General features: G+C 62.8%; 10 protein-coding genes. 6 read left to right on the top strand and 4 right to left on the bottom strand.

Annotation, left to right across the window (positions count from 1 at the left end; all coding sequences use genetic code 11):
* The first annotated feature begins 36 nt into the window (after positions 1 to 36).
* Positions 37 to 936 (top strand): hypothetical protein, encoded by a 900-nt coding sequence (locus M1R55_RS10785; protein ID WP_249394194.1) that lies wholly within the window; start codon positions 37 to 39, stop codon positions 934 to 936.
* A gap of 201 nt (positions 937 to 1137) precedes the next feature.
* Here the strand turns inward: M1R55_RS10785 and M1R55_RS10780 are convergent, their stop codons facing one another.
* Both M1R55_RS10780 and M1R55_RS10775 read right to left on the bottom strand, forming a co-directional pair.
* Entirely contained in the window at positions 1138 to 2082 is a 945-nt protein-coding gene (locus M1R55_RS10780; protein WP_249391769.1) for a hypothetical protein, read from the bottom strand.
* Positions 2083 to 2212: 130 nt separating this feature from the next.
* A complete protein-coding gene (locus M1R55_RS10775) occupies positions 2213 to 5350 on the bottom strand; it encodes a DEAD/DEAH box helicase (RefSeq protein ID WP_249391768.1) in 3138 nt (1045 codons plus the stop codon).
* Between the two features lie 115 nt (positions 5351 to 5465).
* Here M1R55_RS10775 and M1R55_RS10770 point away from each other — a divergent pair, with 115 nt between their 5' ends.
* Positions 5466 to 6455 (top strand): ABC transporter substrate-binding protein, encoded by a 990-nt coding sequence (locus M1R55_RS10770; RefSeq protein ID WP_249391767.1) that lies wholly within the window; start codon positions 5466 to 5468, stop codon positions 6453 to 6455.
* Between the two features lie 476 nt (positions 6456 to 6931).
* Here M1R55_RS10770 and M1R55_RS10765 read toward each other — a convergent pair whose 3' ends face one another.
* Positions 6932 to 7129: a hypothetical protein gene (locus M1R55_RS10765; RefSeq protein WP_249391766.1), complete on the bottom strand. Its 198-nt coding sequence runs from the start codon at positions 7127 to 7129 to the stop codon at positions 6932 to 6934.
* On the opposite strand from M1R55_RS10765, the gene M1R55_RS10760 reads away from it, so the two are divergent.
* From M1R55_RS10760 to treY, 4 genes are all read left to right on the top strand, one after another.
* Positions 7119 to 7742: a hypothetical protein gene (locus M1R55_RS10760; RefSeq protein WP_249391765.1), complete on the top strand. Its 624-nt coding sequence runs from the start codon at positions 7119 to 7121 to the stop codon at positions 7740 to 7742. The genes M1R55_RS10765 and M1R55_RS10760 overlap by 11 nt on opposite strands.
* A gap of 396 nt (positions 7743 to 8138) precedes the next feature.
* Positions 8139 to 10292: a glycogen debranching protein GlgX gene (gene glgX / locus M1R55_RS10755; protein ID WP_249391764.1), complete on the top strand. Its 2154-nt coding sequence runs from the start codon at positions 8139 to 8141 to the stop codon at positions 10290 to 10292.
* 247 nt (positions 10293 to 10539) lie between these two features.
* Positions 10540 to 12384 (top strand): malto-oligosyltrehalose trehalohydrolase, encoded by a 1845-nt coding sequence (gene treZ, locus M1R55_RS10750; RefSeq protein WP_249391763.1) that lies wholly within the window; start codon positions 10540 to 10542, stop codon positions 12382 to 12384.
* Complete coding sequence (treY, locus tag M1R55_RS10745; RefSeq protein WP_249391762.1) at positions 12381 to 15269, top strand: malto-oligosyltrehalose synthase; 2889 nt, start codon at positions 12381 to 12383, stop codon at positions 15267 to 15269. Before treZ ends, treY begins: the two co-directional genes overlap by 4 nt.
* Before the next feature lie 14 nt (positions 15270 to 15283).
* Here the strand turns inward: treY and map are convergent, their stop codons facing one another.
* Positions 15284 to 16027: a type I methionyl aminopeptidase gene (map, locus tag M1R55_RS10740; protein ID WP_249391761.1), complete on the bottom strand. Its 744-nt coding sequence runs from the start codon at positions 16025 to 16027 to the stop codon at positions 15284 to 15286.
* Positions 16028 to 16041 lie beyond the last annotated feature (14 nt).

Below are 16041 nucleotides of genomic sequence, written 5' to 3'. Positions count from 1 at the left end.
AAAGAAGGTTCCGCAGACCGCTGGACAGGCGAGCGACTGACTCCAGAACGGATCAGCGAGCGCCTCGTTTCTGACCGGAAGGTGCGGGCGGTAGCTCAGGCGGGCAGCTTCGGCACCGAAAACGCCTGGGCGGGCAGCCAGCCCACATTCGTGACCTTCGAGCGTGGCCTGCTGTCGGCGCAGACCGAAACGCGGGCCGGAATTACCGTGAACCGCTGGCCCTACGAAAAGTTGGAAGAATGGCGCGACTGGGACGCCGCCCGGCAGGAAGCGCCGCTGGCCCTGCTGGCAACGAGCCGGGTGGCCTACGATCCCACCGGGTTCTATGGCCGCATTCAGCGCACCTTATGGAACCTGAACGCCTCGCAACTGGCCGCATGGCGCTCGGAGTTGCTGCACCGCGCCACAGAGCGCCTGAATACCGCGCACGCCACCTACACCGGCCCCGGCCACGGCGTGCAGGAGCAACTGCTGGCCCTGGCCGATGCCCGCGACGTGGCCCTGAATCTGCTTTATCCCGCGCTGCTGACGCACTCGCACACCTGGCCCGAGTTTGAGATCCGGCTCCCTCACGCCTGGCGGAGCACAGCGGGTCTGCGGTTTCCCAAAGCGGTGTATGCCCTGGACAGTTTGTACGGCTTTGGCGGCGAGACCGAGGCGCGGCGGGTGCTGCTGGCAACACGAGGTCTGGGCCTGCTGGAACAGGAAAAGCGTGCCCGCGCTGCCTTCAACTCCGGCTATTACGACGGAGCCGTGCGCCTCTTGCGCGACGAAACCGCCCGCACCCACCGCAGCGACCTGGAACGCTGGGGCTTTATCAGCAGCGTGCGCCGCGACAAGTTGGCAACGTTAATCGGCGTGGAACGCTCGCCTCTCGGCCCCGCCGCCCTGCAAATCGCCGGGGAACTGCTGGAACATGCGCGGGAAGGGCGGTAGGGAAGACAGATCAATCGACAATAATCTGAAGAGGTGGCGGTGATACGTCGTCAGCCTGTGCATCACCAAAGTGTTTCAGCCACTGCCTGATTACAGCATAAAGAACAGAGTCCCCAAACCATCCAAGACCCAAAACAATCCGGCTCCATCCCAAATCGGGGCGGAGCCGGACGGCTGGAGACGAGGAGTGAGAGGCTGTACTTAGCGGCGGGTGGTGTTCGTGGTCACGGGCACGACGCGGTGAGTGGCGGCGCTGCGGGCACCGAAGATGCTGGCGAGCAGGGTCAGGCCGGCGCCCAACAACCAGCCCCAACCGGCGGTGCTGGCGGCGGTGCGGGCGGTACGCTCGGCGGCCTGGGCCACGTCAGCGGCCTGCTTCTCCAGGCGGTCAACTTCGGTGGTTACGCTGGTACGGACTTCCTGAGCCTGAGCGTTGCTGAGGCCCTGGCGCTCCAAGCGGGTCACGAACTGGTCGCCGGTCAGGGCGTTCTTGATGGCGGTCACGCGGGCAGCGGCAAAGTCGGTGATGTTGCCCAGATCCTGCTGGCCGAGGTCGTACTGGGCGCGGCGGAAAATGCCCGTCACAACGTTGCTGGCGGCGTCTACCTGCTCTTCACTCAGGTCGTCGCTGTTAGAGGCGATCAGTTCGCTGATGTCGTCCTCGTTGATGCCGCTCAGGAAGCTGGTGACGCCCCCACCGTTCTGGGCGACTTCCGTTCCAGCAGCTCCGGCAGCGTTGCCCGCAGCATTGGCGACGTTGCCCACCACGTTGCTGGCGGTTCCGATCAGGCGGCTGGCGCTGTTGAGGGCGAACAGGGTGGACAGCAGGATCAGCAGACCCGCCGTGACCAGCCCGGTCAAGGTGGCGTCGTCGTGGGTCATGGCGGCGATGCCGTCGCTGTTGCGGGTGGTGGGCGCGCTGGCCCGGACTGCGGTCAGGCCTGCCACGTATGCGCCGACAAGGGCGGCAATGGCTGTCCAGATGGCGGCGGCAATGCCCACGCCCGACAGCGTCAACCCTGTCAGAGCAGTGATGACGGTTCCCAGAGCGACGATAGTGAGTGTAGAAACGAGGCCCATTACCAGGCCAGCGAAGACACCGCGCCAACTCAGGCGGTGTGAAAGTGCATCAGCGTTCAGCGTCATGCCACAAACCTTAAATGAAACCGATTGCAAAGGCCCCATATCTAAACCCAAACTGTAGGGAACATTGAGAAATAATGGAGTTATATGATAGACGTGAAGAGGATGTTAAAGCTCAGCCTGTAGGTAACAATCAGCCGAAATAGCCTAGAAGATCAATCAGAGTGCGGGCGTAATCGTCGGGCTTAATCCCGCGTTTTTCCAGCTTGACACTGGGCGGAAAGGTTTGAACTTCGGTGCGGTGTGGGTAATTCCGCAGGCCTGCCGCGTCGTAATCCAGCGACTTGTAAGCAAAGGTGATCTGAAGGTGCGTCATGGTTTCGCCGATGCTGAGAGCGCGTTTGGCGAGGGCCGTCATCCGGAGTTTGGAGAGGTCGATGAAGTTCTGAACTTCAGGGCTGGGCGGGCCGTACTTCTTGCGGAGATCGCGTTCTACACGGCTCACGGCTTGGAGGGTGCGGGCTTCAGATAGGCGGCCATAGGCGGCAATTCGGGCCTCGTCGTCGGGCTGCCCTTCCGGCGTGGCAAAGTATTCGGGCGACAGGCGGGCATTGATGGGGAGATCAATGGACACGCTGGCAGGCGCTTTGGTCTTCTCCCCTTTCAGGCGGGCCACCGCTTCGGCCAGCATCTCGGTGTACACGTCGATGCTCACGGCCTGCACGTGCCCGTGCTGCTCCTCGCCCAGAATGTTGCCCACGCCGCGAATCTCCATATCTTTTTCGGCCAGCAAATGCCCGCTCCCCAGGTCTTGCAGGTCGGCAATAGCCCACAGGCGGCGCTGAGCGTTTTCGGTCATGCGCGGCGGATAGAACAGGTAGGCATAGGCAGTCTGGGCGCGGCGTCCCACCCGGCCCCGAAGCTGGTAGAGCTGCGCGAGGCCGAGGCGGTCACTGCGCTCGATCAGGATGGTATTGGCCTCGGGAATGTCCAGCCCAGTTTCCACGATGGTGGTGGACACCAGCACGTCGAACGCGCCCTGCTCGAAGCCCATCATGATTTCTTCCAATTCTTCTTCGTTCATGCGCCCGTGGGCCACCCCAATTCGGGCCTCGGGAATCAGGTTCCGTAGATACAGGCTGCGTGCGCCGATGGAGGCGATGCGGTCATGGATGTAAAACACCTTGCCGCCGCGCTCGATTTCCGAGAGGATGGCGTCCCGCACGGTAACCGGATCGAAGGGCGCGAGGATAGTCTGGATAGGTTTGCGGCCCTTCGGCGGTGTCTGGATGCTGCTCATGTCGCGCAGGCCCACCATGCTCATGTACAGCGTGCGGGGAATGGGCGTGGCCGAGAGCGCCAGCGTATCTACTGCCTTCGTTCCCTCTGGGATGTCCAGTTTGCCGTCTTTTGTATCCGGCATCCCGCGCAGGGCACGCAGTTTTTCCTTCTGGCTTACGCCGAATCGGTGTTCCTCATCTACAATGATCAGGCCCAGGTCTTTGAACTGAATATCGGCGCTGAGCAGGCGGTGCGTGCCGATGATGATGTCCACTTTGCCCGCAGCAAGCTCGCCCAGAATCGCTTTGGCCTGCTTGTCGCCCGTAAAGCGCGACAGGCCTTCCACCCGCACGGGCAGGCTCTTGAAGCGTTCGACGAAGGTAGAGGTGTGCTGCTCGGCCAGCAGGGTGGTGGGCACCAAGATCGCCACCTGTTTGCCGTGCCCGATCACTCGGTGGGCGGCACGCAGGGCCACTTCGGTTTTGCCGAAACCCACGTCGCCGGAAATCAGGCGATCTGCGGGGTTGGGAGCCTCCAGATCGCGCATGGTTTCTTTTAATGAGGTTTTTTGATCGGCGGTGAGTTCAAATTTGAAGTTGGCCTCGACCACCGAATCCCACTCCGGCTGCGGCGGAAAGCTGTTGCCGGGCGTGACCTGCCGGGCCGCGTACTGCACCAGCAGTTTTCCGGCCACTTCCTCGGCGTTTTTGCGTGCCCGCTCTTTGGCCCGCGCCCAGTCCTTTTTGTCGAAGCTGCTCAGCACGGGCGGGTCGTCGGTGGTGCCGGGATGCCGCCGCAACACAGGCAATTGCTCTATTGGAACGCTGAGGCGTGCGCCTGCGCGGTAATCCAGATTCAGGTAATCGCGCGTGACGCCCAGCACCGTGCGCGTCTCCAGGCCCTGAAACTGCCCGATGCCGTGTTCAGGGTGAATCAGGTAGTCGCCCACATGCAGGCCCAGCGCGTCGGTGACGGGTTTGCCGTTCAGCCGCTTGCCGCGCAGCGCACTGCCGCCCTGAAAGCCGTAGATCAGGTCTTCAGTGAGAACGACGGTGCGGTGTTCGGGAATCACGAAGCCGCCCTCGCCCGCTGCCCGCAGGAAGCCGAGGCCGCCCTCCGGCACGCGGGGAATGCTGAGCCAAGGGATTTCGTGCGTGTTCAGCAGTTTGTCGGCCAGATACGCCGCCGTGCGGTCATGGCGCACGAGGATCAGGACTCGGTAGCCCGCCCCGCGCCACTCGGTGATGTCCCGCTCCAGGTCGCTCAGGCGGGCGCGGTAGAACGGCAGCACTGTCAGGCCCAGGTCGAAGTCGGTCAGTTCCAGCGGGGCACGGCCAAACGACGTGACTTCGCGCCCCCGCAGGCGCGTCCACAGCACATCGGTGAGGGGGCCAAGCGAGGACGCGTAGAACTCTGGGGCGTCCAAGAACACGCGGCCCGGTAAGAGTTCTAGCCGTGTGGCGTCCCATTTCACGTCGGTCAGGTAGTCGGCGGTGGGCTCCAGCACAAAGTCCTTGATCTTGTCGCCAGTCATCTCACCGGGAACCAATTGGCGCAGGGTGTCCAACTCGTCGCCAAAGAATTCGGCCCGAATCCAGACCGCTTCGGCGTCGGCTGGCACGCCTGCACCGGGTTCCAGACGCAGTTCTACGGTGTCGCCGCGCAACTGGTATCCGGGTTCCTCATCGCGCTCGTAGCCCAGACGTTCTAGACGGGCCAGCAATTCCTCACGCGGATAATTGTTGCCCACGCGCAGGCTCAGGGCGTGGTCGTCTGGGCGGGCGGGAAACAAGTCCAGCGCCGTGTTCACGTCCAGCACTACATGCTCGTGGCGGGTGTCCCAGTCGCGCAAGCCGGGATTTACGGTCACGGGTGCGCCCAGCACGCCCGCCGAACCGTACAGGGCCGCCCGGTCGGGGGTGGTCAGCAGCACGGCGGGGCCGTTGTGGGCTGAAAACAGGGCCGCACGCGCCACCTGCGGCAGCAACACGAGATTGCCCACCGGGGCAGCGGGCAGGAGTTTGGCAAGATTAGAAGCGGCAACCGTCACGCCCCGATTGTAGGCGGATGGGCGGGAAGGGAGGGGAAGCAAAATGACCTATGAAGGCGGGCAGAAGTCCTACTAGTTTACAAACTTACTCAACTTATCTGCTATTCTGTGCCTCATGAAGCTTGCTCCTCTCTCCCTCCTGACCCTCTCGCTGCTGGCCCCTGTGCTGGGAACCCAGGCCAGCGCACAGCAGGCCAAAGAACTCCGCGTGGGCGTGTTTCCCAACGTGACCCACGCCGCCGGACTGGTGGCCGTGCAGCGCGGCCTGTTTCAGAAAGAACTGGGCAGCGGCGTCAAACTGGTGGTCAAGGAATTTGCCAACGGTTCTCAGATCAACGAGGCCTTTGCAGCGGGCGCGATTGACGCGGCTTACGTCGGCCCCGGCCCCGCCATGAACGCCTTTATGCGCGGCGTGCCGATTCAGGTGATGGCAGGCGCAGCCAACGCCGGAGCCGTGTTGGTGGGGCGCGGCGACGTGGCCTGGAAGGGCGTCAAGAGCCTGAGCGGTAAGAAGGTCGCCGTGCCCACACGTGGCAGCACGCAGGACATCAGCCTGCGCCACCTGCTGCACCAGAACAGCCTGAAAGCCACCGATGAGGGCGGCAATGTCACGATTGTGCCCATTGACCCGGCCAACATGCCCGCCGCCTTTGCCGCCAAACAGGTGGACGCCGCGCTGGTGCAGGAACCCTGGGGCGCAGTGATGGAAACGCAGGGCGCGAAGCTGATCGCCAACGAAAAGGCCATCTGGGAAGGCGGCAACTACACCACCACCGTATTGGTCGTGAACACCAAATACGCCGCGCAGAACCCTGAAGCGGTGAAGGATCTGCTGCGGGGTCACCTCGCCGCCATCAACTTTATTAAGGGCAGCAACGCCGGGGCACAAAAGTCGATTGCCGAGCAGATCTACAGCTTTACGGGCAAGCGCCCCAACACCGCCGAACTGTTCAAGGCCCTGTCGCGCACCCGCGTCACCTGGGAGATCAACCTGAAAACGCTGGCCGAATACGCGCAGCTGAACAAAGAAGCAGGCTTTGCGCGGGACGTGCCGGATTTGAACAAGTTCGTGGATCTGAGCGTGGTGCGGGGATTGGCGAAGTAAAAAGAACAGTTGGTGGTGAGTGGAAAGGGCAAACATCTGATTTTCCACCACTACCACAGCGCCTAAATTTCCTAAAATTTAATAACAACGGCAGAGGTCAGGGGCAATCCTTGACCTCTCATCTGTTCCCACTGGCCCCTGACCACCAACCACTGACCGCCTTTAGGCTATGCTGGCCGGATGACGGGGCCAAAGAAGGGATCTCGGGGACGCGCCCCAAAACGCAATGTGGCACAGGGGCGGGGCGGGGCAACCCGCGAAAACACCACCCCTGTCCGCGAGCGCACCACTGCACGCGGCAGTGAAATCAGTAGCGCCGGAAGCGGCAAGAGTACCAGCACGGGGAGGGCAGGGAGCGCCCGCGCCGGTGCCTCACGCTTCGGCGCAAAAAACAGTTTTTCTAAGTCAGGCTCAGCGGCAGGTTCAGGAAAAGCAGGCCCAGCCAGAGAGAGAGACGGCGCCAGAAGTCGACCTTCTCAGACCGAGGCCCGCACGGATTCGGGGCGGCCAGATTCGGGCAGACCCACCTCCAGCTCTGGCCGAACTGACATCGTAAAAGTCGGGCCAGCCAAGTCAGGTGGGAAGGCCAAAGCAGGAGCGGCCAAAGCGGGCGCACGGCCTTCTAAGTTGAGGTCGACCAAAACGGGCACCAAGTCTGGTTGGGTGCGGCCCACAGGCTCCAGACCCGGCGGAATGCGGGGCGGGGCGGGGAGCCGTGACCCGGACGCCAGAGATGGAGACGTCCGCAGCGGCGAGGAACGCAGCGATGACCGCGCTCCAGCCGGACGCAGCGGGGGCGCACAGCGTTCAGAAGGCGGGCGGAGCTTCTCGCAGGGTGGGTTTTCCAAAACCACCAACCGCCGCCCTACACCCAGAATCAATGGCAAAAAGGCGCTGCCAGAGCTGAAGCGGGTGCAACTGGACGCGCCCGACCCTGCCAAAACGTTCAAAGACCGCGACGGAGAACTGTTGACGTTTGCCGACAGCAACCTGAAGCGTGTGGCCGCCCAGATCCTGACCGACAAGAACAAGGCGTGGCGCTACCGTCCATTTGCCTTCCCACTGTTTACCGAACGCGGCGGCGAGCAGTCGTTCTATTTTGATTTTTATGTGTACGACGCCGAAGACAGCGTCATCAGGCTGCTGCTGGTGGTGCCCTTTGAGTCGCGGGAAGTGTGGGACAAGGTAGGCCGCTTTAAGCGCCAGTACCCCATGTACACCTACGAACTCTGGACACCCGAAAAACTGGCCCGCCTGATGGGGCCACGCGGCAATCTCGGCTTCTAGAGCCCATCCACGCAGCCACTCAACGCTCCAAATTAAGCCGCCGGGGCAAGACGCCTCGGCGGGCCTTTTTGTTGGGCACAGAAGATGAGTTCCACCCAAAGCCTACCCACCCTCGCCTCCCCGTCCCACCCCTAAAACGTCTAGGCAGGCTCCTGAGATGTTCTTGAGAATGGAGCGTTGTGTAAGGTTGCCCTATGAGAGCAAAAAAGCTTTCTGGTAACGTTTCCACTAGGGTAAAAGTTGCCCTGACGTGCCTGTGCTGGGGCGCTATTTGCTGAACGGCCACTCGGCAAGCCAGACGGCAGCCCAGCAGACAACTCAGTGGCTTCCCCTGATCAATCCCATCCATATCCCCTCTCTGGGTACAGTATTCGGCCCAGAAAAGAGAGCCAAACTATGACCGCGATTTCTAACCCACAACAGTCCGATCAGGCCTCAGCGCCGCCCAAGATTCGTCCCGGCAAACCCTACCCACTGGGGGCTACCTGGGATGGTCAGGGCACCAACTTTGCCCTGTATTCCGAAAACGCCACGAACGTAGAACTGTGTCTGTTCGATGAAGGGGGCCTGGAAACCCGCATTCCGATTCGGGAACAGACTGCTTTCGTATGGCACGGCTACCTGCCCAGCGTGAACCCCGGCCAACGCTACGGCTACCGTGTGCACGGCGAATACGCCCCCGAAGAAGGCCTGCGTTTTAATCCTAACGTGGTGCTGCTCGACCCTTACGCCAAGGCGCTGGACGGCACCGAACGCTTTGCCGAAGGCGTGTTCGGCTACGTGCCGGGCGGCTCCGACGACGTGATGCAGACCGGGGAACAGCGCGGCGCACCGCTGGGCATCGTGGTCGATCCCGGCTTCAACTGGGTCGGCGACACCAAGCCCAACGTGCCTTTTCACCAGTCGGTGATCTACGAGGCGCATGTAAAAGGCCTGACCATGACGCACCCTGAGGTGCCCGAAGCCCTGCGCGGCACCTATGCGGGCGTGGCCACCGAGCCCGTCATCAAATACCTCAAAGACCTGGGCATCACGGCCATCGAGTTTTTGCCCGTGCATCAGCACCTCGACGACCCCTTTCTGCTCGACAAGGGCCTGACCAACTACTGGGGCTATTCCACCCTCAGCTTCTTTGCCCCCGATGTACGGTATTCGGCGGCGGCGCGGCGGGGCGACCCAGCCGGGGCCGTACCCGAATTCAAGAACATGGTGCGGGCGCTGCACGCCGCCGGAATAGAAGTGATTCTGGATGTGGTATACAACCACACCGCCGAAGGCAACCACATGGGGCCGACCCTGAGTTTCAAGGGCATCGACAACCCTACCTATTACCGCTTGGTGGCCGAAAACCCGCGCTTTTACTTTGATTACACGGGCACCGGCAACAGCCTGAACGTGCGCCATCCGCAAACGCTGCAACTGATCATGGATTCCTTGCGCTACTGGGTCACGGATATGCACGTTGACGGCTTCCGCTTTGACCTCGCCAGTACGTTGGCACGCGGCCTGCACGAAGTCGACCAGCTCTCGGGCTTTTTTACCATCATCCATCAGGATCCGATCATCGGGCAGGTCAAACTGATTGCCGAGCCGTGGGATGTGGGCGAGGGCGGCTATCAGGTGGGCAACTTCCCGGTCAACTGGGCCGAGTGGAACGGCATCTACCGCGACGATATGCGGGCCTTCTGGCAGGGCGAGGGCGGACTGGCCCGCGACATCGGCTACCGCCTGACCGGAAGCAGCGACCTGTACCAGAACGACGGGCGCAAGCCGTATGCCAGCATCAACTTTGTGACCGCCCACGACGGCTTTACGCTGCGCGACACGGTAACCTATAACCAGAAGCACAACGACGCCAACGGGGAAGGCAACCAGGACGGCCACAACGACAACAAGAGCTGGAATTGCGGCGTGGAGGGCGAAACTGACGACGCGGAAGTGAATGCCCTGCGCCGCCAGCAGCAGCGCAATCTGCTGGCGACCCTGCTGCTGTGTCAGGGCACACCCATGATTCTGGGCGGCGATGAACTGGGGCGTACGCAGGGCGGCAACAACAACGCCTACTGCCAGGACAACGAGATCAGTTGGTACGACTGGGCCAACATCGACGAGGAACTCTTGGCCTTCACGCGCAAGCTGATCGCGCTGCGCAAGGCGCACCCGGCGCTGCACCGCCGCAAGTTTTTCAGCGGGCGCACCATTCGCGGCGAAGACGTGAGTGACATCGTGTGGCTGCGCTTCGACGGCCAGCAGATGAGCGACGAGGACTGGTACAACCCCCAGACCCAATCGCTGGGCATGTTCCTGGACGGCGACGGGCTGGATGACGTGGACGCTGAGGGCAATCCCCTGCGCGACGACGACCTCCTGCTGTTGCTCTCGGGAACCTATGTCGATCTGCCTTTCAAACTGCCTGACCTCGACAGTTGCGGCGAGTGGGAATTGCTGCTGGATACCAGCGACGACCACGCCGGGGAGATGGTGAAGGCTGGCGAGGAGACAACCCTGAAAGGCCGAAGCGTCAAGCTCTACCGGTGTAAACGCGCTTAAGCTTAACACTACAGAGGCAGGCTGCCGGGTGTGGGTCTGCCCTTGTCTTTGCTGTGTTTCTGCGCGAAATATTCTTTTCTCGCTTCTGTTCTCCGGTGAATCTCCGAAAGCGGCAAGCCGACTTTACCTTGCTCTCACTGTTGTCAGGCGCGCGGTTCCTACGCTGATCCGTCGCCCGCTCACGCCGGGTCTTTTTGGCTGTAGCAATTTGTTTGGCGTGAGGCGGGCCTGCTCAAGGAGACTGACCATGACCACTTCTGACCAGACCCAACCGAATTCAGCCCCGAATTCTGACTCGAATCTGAACGCGCACCTCCCCGAAACTGCCGCCCACGCTTCTCGCCTCGGCGCTCATCCTGTTCCTGGGGGCGGAACCCGCTTCAGGGTCTGGACAACCACCGCCCAGCAAGTCGAGGTGCGGGTAGACGGACAAATCTACCCTATGCCAGCACAGGGCAACGGTTTTTTTGAAACTGAATTGCCTGTCGGCGCCGACTCCCGCTACATTTTCTTGCTGGACGGCGTGCCCCGGCCAGATCCCTACGCCCAGTTTTTGCCTGATGGCGTTCACGGCGAAGCCGAAGTGGTGAACGTGGAAGAACACGAGTGGGTGAACACCAACTGGCGTGGCCTGAAGCTGGAAGACTGCGTGTTTTACGAGCTGCACGTGGGCACCTTTACCCCGGAAGGCACCTACCGCGCCGCGCAGGAACGCCTGCCCTACCTGGCAGAACTGGGGATCACCGCCATCGAACTGATGCCTATCGCAGCCTTTCCCGGCGAGCGCGGCTGGGGCTACGACGGCGTAGCTCTGTATTCGCCCTACGCCCCGTATGGGCGGCCCGAAGAGCTGAAATCCTTTATAGACGCCGCGCACGGGCTGGGCCTGGCTGTGATTCTGGACGTGGTGTATAACCATTTTGGGCCAGATGGAGCTTACCTGGCCGTCTACGCACCGTCTTATTTTACGGATCGGTTTTCCAGTCCCTGGGGAGCGGGATTGGATTACGCCGAGGTACATATGCGCCGCTACATCACCGGGAATGCCCGCATGTGGCTGCGCGATTACCACTTTGACGGCCTGAGACTGGACGCCACCCAGGCCATGCAGGACGACTCGGAAGTGCATATTTTGCAGGAGCTGGCGCAGGAGGTACACAAGCTGGGCGGCACGCACCTGCTGCTGGCCGAGGATTACCGCAACCTGCCCGAACTGGTCACCGAGTACCACCTGGACGGCATCTGGGTAGACGATTTCCACCATGAGGTACGCGTGACCCTCACGGGCGATCAGGACGGCTACTACTCGGCGTACCGGGGCGGGGCAGCGGCGCTGGCACATGTGATCAACCGGGGATGGGTCTTCGAGGGCCAGTACTGGGCTGAGGAAAACAGGCCGCGCGGAAAGAAAGCCGACGCCCTTGATGCATCCAATTTTGTGTATTTCATTCAGAACCACGATCAGGTGGGCAACCGCGCCATTGGTGACCGAGTGCATCACCTTGACCGCGTGTCGGACGGGGCGTTCCGGGGGGCCTCCATGCTGCTCCTGACACTGCCCATGACGCCGCTGCTGTTTCAGGGACAGGAGTGGGCGTCCAGTGCGCCGTTCCCCTTTTTCAGTGACCATCACGGCGAACTGGGCGCGGCGGTGTCGGAAGGCCGGAAGCGTGAATTTGGCACCTTCGAGTCGTTTTCCAGTCAGGAGATTCTGGATCCGCAGGCCAAAGGCACCCACCTGAAGGCCAAGCTGAACTGGCAGGAGGCGCAGGAAGGCGAACACGCCCGCACGCTGGCGCTGTACCGTGACCTGCTGTGGCTGCGGCGGGAAGACCCAGTGCTGCGTCAGCGTTTGCGCCGAAATATTCAGGCTGGAAATGAGGGCGATGTGGTGTGGGTGCGCCACCAGACCGACGCCGGAACGCGCCTGCTGCTCTGGAACACGGGGCGGGAGGAAGCGGATTTGGCAACACTGAATCTGAACCTGCCTGCCGAAGTGATTCGCCACAGCGAGGGCCGCAGTAAGTTTGACCCCTCGGATGCTGCGGCCCTGCGGCCCGGTGAGGCCGTGCTGCTGGGCGGGCAGGCATGACCCAAACCCTGCCAGAAGCCGAAGCCCAGGAGTCTCACACCGCACAGGCCACCCCTCACATCCCTTCTTCCACCTACCGCCTGCAACTGCACCCTGGCTTCGGTTTTGCGGCGGCGCGGCGGGTTCTCCCCTACCTTGCGCGGCTGGGCATTACCGACGTGTATCTGTCGCCCGTGTGGACGAGTGCGCCCGGCAGCACGCACGGCTACGACGTGACCGATCATGCCAGCATCAACCCGGAACTGGGCGGCGAGGCGGGCCTGCGCAAGCTGTCAGCGGCGGCGCGGGCGCTGGGTATGGGCGTGGTGGTGGACTTTGTGCCCAACCACATGGGCATTCAGGGCGGCCACAACCGTTACTGGGAAGATGTGCTGGCGCACGGGCAGGCCAGCCGCTACGGGCACTTTTTCGATATTTCCTGGTCACCCCTGAAAAGGGCGCTGGAGGGCAAGGTGTTGCTGCCCGTGCTGGGCGACGCCTACGGGCGGGTGCTGGAACGCCGGGAACTGCGGCTGGAGCGCGACGGCGGGCGCTTTCATTTTCGGTATTACGAGCGACGCCTGCCCATGTCACCGCGCAGCTTGGCCGCCCTGCTGGAGCGCGTAACCGAGCATCTACCCGCCACCACCGCCCCTGCCATTCGCGGCGAACTGGCGAGTATTGCCCGCAGCGTGTCCAACCTGCCGCGCTCTACCGATGCTGCCCTCACCGACGAAGACCGGGTGGGCCGCGCCCAAGAAGTGGAGGTGATGGAACGGCGACTGGCCGCGCTGGCCGAAGCGTCTGGCACCGTGCGGAAGGTGCTGGACGCCGCCGTGCAGGAAGTGAACGCCGAACCAGAGCGCTTAGATAGGCTGATGCAGGAGCAGAACTACCGCCTTGCCAACTGGCGCGTGGCCTCCGAGCAGATCAATTACCGCCGCTTCTTCGACATCAACGATCTGGCGGCGCTGAGGATGGAAGACCCCCGCGTGTTCGACTGGGCGCACGCCAAGCTGTTTGAACTGATTGCCGACGGCGTATTTACGGGTGTGCGGCTCGATCACACCGACGGCCTGTTCGACCCGGCGGGCTATTTCCGGGCGCTCCAGATGGGCGCAGCGCGGGCATTGGGCGTGCCAGAGGACGAATCAACCCTCCCGCTCTATGTCGTGGCGGAGAAAATCCTGGAACCCGGCGAGCGGCTGCCCGAAGCGTGGGCGGTACACGGCACCAGCGGTTACGACTTTCTGGCCCAGTTGGGCGGCGTGTTCGTGGAAGGAGCCAACGCCGAGGAACTGAGCGCCATCTACCGCCGCTTCACCGGAGACCGCGACTCTTACGGCGATCACCTGTACCGGGGTAAACACCTGATCCAGCGCGTGTCGTTGCCCGGAGAAGTGAACGTGCTGACCGAGCATCTGGCACTGTTGGCCGAAGCCGATCTGCGATACCGCGACTTCACGCTCAGCGCCCTGCGTGACGCTATTCGCGAAGTGATCGCCACCTTCCCAGTGTACCGAACCTATGTGCGGGCGGGCGGCGAACGCGAACCCGGCGACAATGCCAAAATTGACCACGCCATCCGCGACGCCAAAGCCCATACCCGGCAGGGCGGCGGGGCGGTGGATGCCAGCGTGTTCGACTTCCTGCGGGCCGTGCTGACGCTGGACGCGCCGGATGAGGCCACCCGCGAAGCGTATGCCGACTTTGCCCTGCGGTTTCAGCAGCTCACTGGCCCGGTGACGGCCAAAGGGGCTGAAGACACCGCCTTCTACCGCTACCCGCGCCTGCTGTCTCTGAACGAGGTGGGCGGCGACCCGGCCCTGTTCGGCACGCCGCCCCGCGCTTTTCATTCGGCAGCCAAAGACCGGGCCGAACACTGGCCCGCCGCGATGCTGGCCCTCAGCACCCACGATACCAAGCGTGGCGAAGACACCCGCGCCCGCATCAGCGTGATTTCGGAGATGCCGCAGACGTGGGCGGCGCACCTGAGCGAGTGGTCGCCGCTCCTGCGGACGCTGGAAACTGACCTGGATCTGGGCCGCGCCCCCAATGCGCCCGACACCTACACCCTGCTGCAAACCATCCTGGGAGCCTATCCGCTGGACGGCCAACTGGCCGATTTTCCAGACCGGATCGTGGCGTACATGACCAAAGCGGCGCGGGAGGCCAAGCTGCGAACCAGTTGGGCCAGCCCCAACGAGGAATATGAAACGGCGCTGGAAGACATGGTACGCGGCCTGCTGGCGAATGAACGCTACACGGAACGGTTGCAAGAACTGCATGCCCGCATCAGCCCCTACGGTGCCCAGAACGGACTGAGCGCCGCGCTGGTGCGCCTGACCGCGCCTGGCGTGCCCGATACCTATCAGGGCACGGAGGGCTGGAACCAGAGTCTGGTTGACCCTGACAACCGCCGCCCGGTGGACTATGCCCGTCTGGGCCGCCTGATGGGCCGAATAGAAAAACGGCACGGCTCGGACGGCCTGAAACTGGCCTCGGAGTTGCTGGACAACTACGCTGATGGTGGAGTGAAACTGCTGGTCACCTGGGCAGGGTTACAGGCCCGAACCCAGCATCCCGACCTGTTTCAACACGGCACCTACCGCCCGATAGAGGCCGGGAAATACCTGCTGGCCTTTGCGCGGGCCGCTGTTGATTCGACTGGGGTGGATAAGGGGCGCGTGGCCGTCACCGTCGCCCCCCGCCTGAGCCTCAGCCTGACCCGCGAGAAAACGCCGTGGGCCGTGGGAGAAGCCTGGGGCAACCGCCAACTCTCCATGCCTCGCCCCGGCACCTACGACAACCTGCTGACCGGGCAAACCGTGCGGGTGCGCGGCGACAAGGTGGCGCTGGGAAAAGTACTGGAAGACTTCCCGCTGGCTCTACTGGTGCGGCGCTGAGCGGGAAAAACAAATCAGGCGGTCAGAATCAGGGGCTGGCCCTTGGTGATCATGACGGTATGTTCAAAGTGAGCGGCCAGACCGCCATCGGTGGTGCTCAGCGTCCAGCCGTCGCGCAAGGTTCGGACGCGGTGTGAGCGCCCGGTGGACACCATCGGTTCTACGGCGATGACCAAGCCCTCGTGCAGCTTCATTCTGTCCCTCGGACGGTAATAGTTCGGCACATTGGGTTCCTCATGAATGGCGCGGCCAACGCCATGCCCGAACAGTTCCCTCAGAACGGTAAAGCCCCGGCGGTTGACCTCGTGCTCGACGGCCTGACCAATCGCATGTACGGGCCGCCCCGCTCTGGCCGCCGCTATCCCAGCCTGAAACGCAGCCTCTGTACATTCGATCAGGCGCATGACCACTGGTGAGGCGGGGGGCACCGCCACCGTAACCGCAGCGTCGGCAATATAGCCATCTACAAACGGCGTGACATCGATGCTCACCACGTCGCCCGCCGCCAGCGGGCGCTGGGTCGGCAGCCCATGCACAATGTCGTCGTTGACGCTGATGAACACGTTGACGGGGGCGTTGTAGGTCATGCGTGGGGCGGATTTGGCCCCATGCTGCTGGAACACTTGCCCAGCAAGGGCGTCAAGTTCGGCGGGGGTCACGCCGGGACAGATGGCCGCCTTCAGTGTCCGGAGCGTTTCGGCAACCACGCGTCCTGCACGCTGCATCCCTTGCAGGTCGGCTTCGGTATTGATCGTCATGCCTGACTGTAGCC

Origin of the sequence: Deinococcus sp. QL22, from assembly GCF_023370075.1 — a bacterium.
GTDB lineage: Bacteria > Deinococcota > Deinococci > Deinococcales > Deinococcaceae > Deinococcus.
Note: the sequence above shows the minus strand (reverse complement) of the source record. Positions and strands in the feature narration are given on the sequence as shown.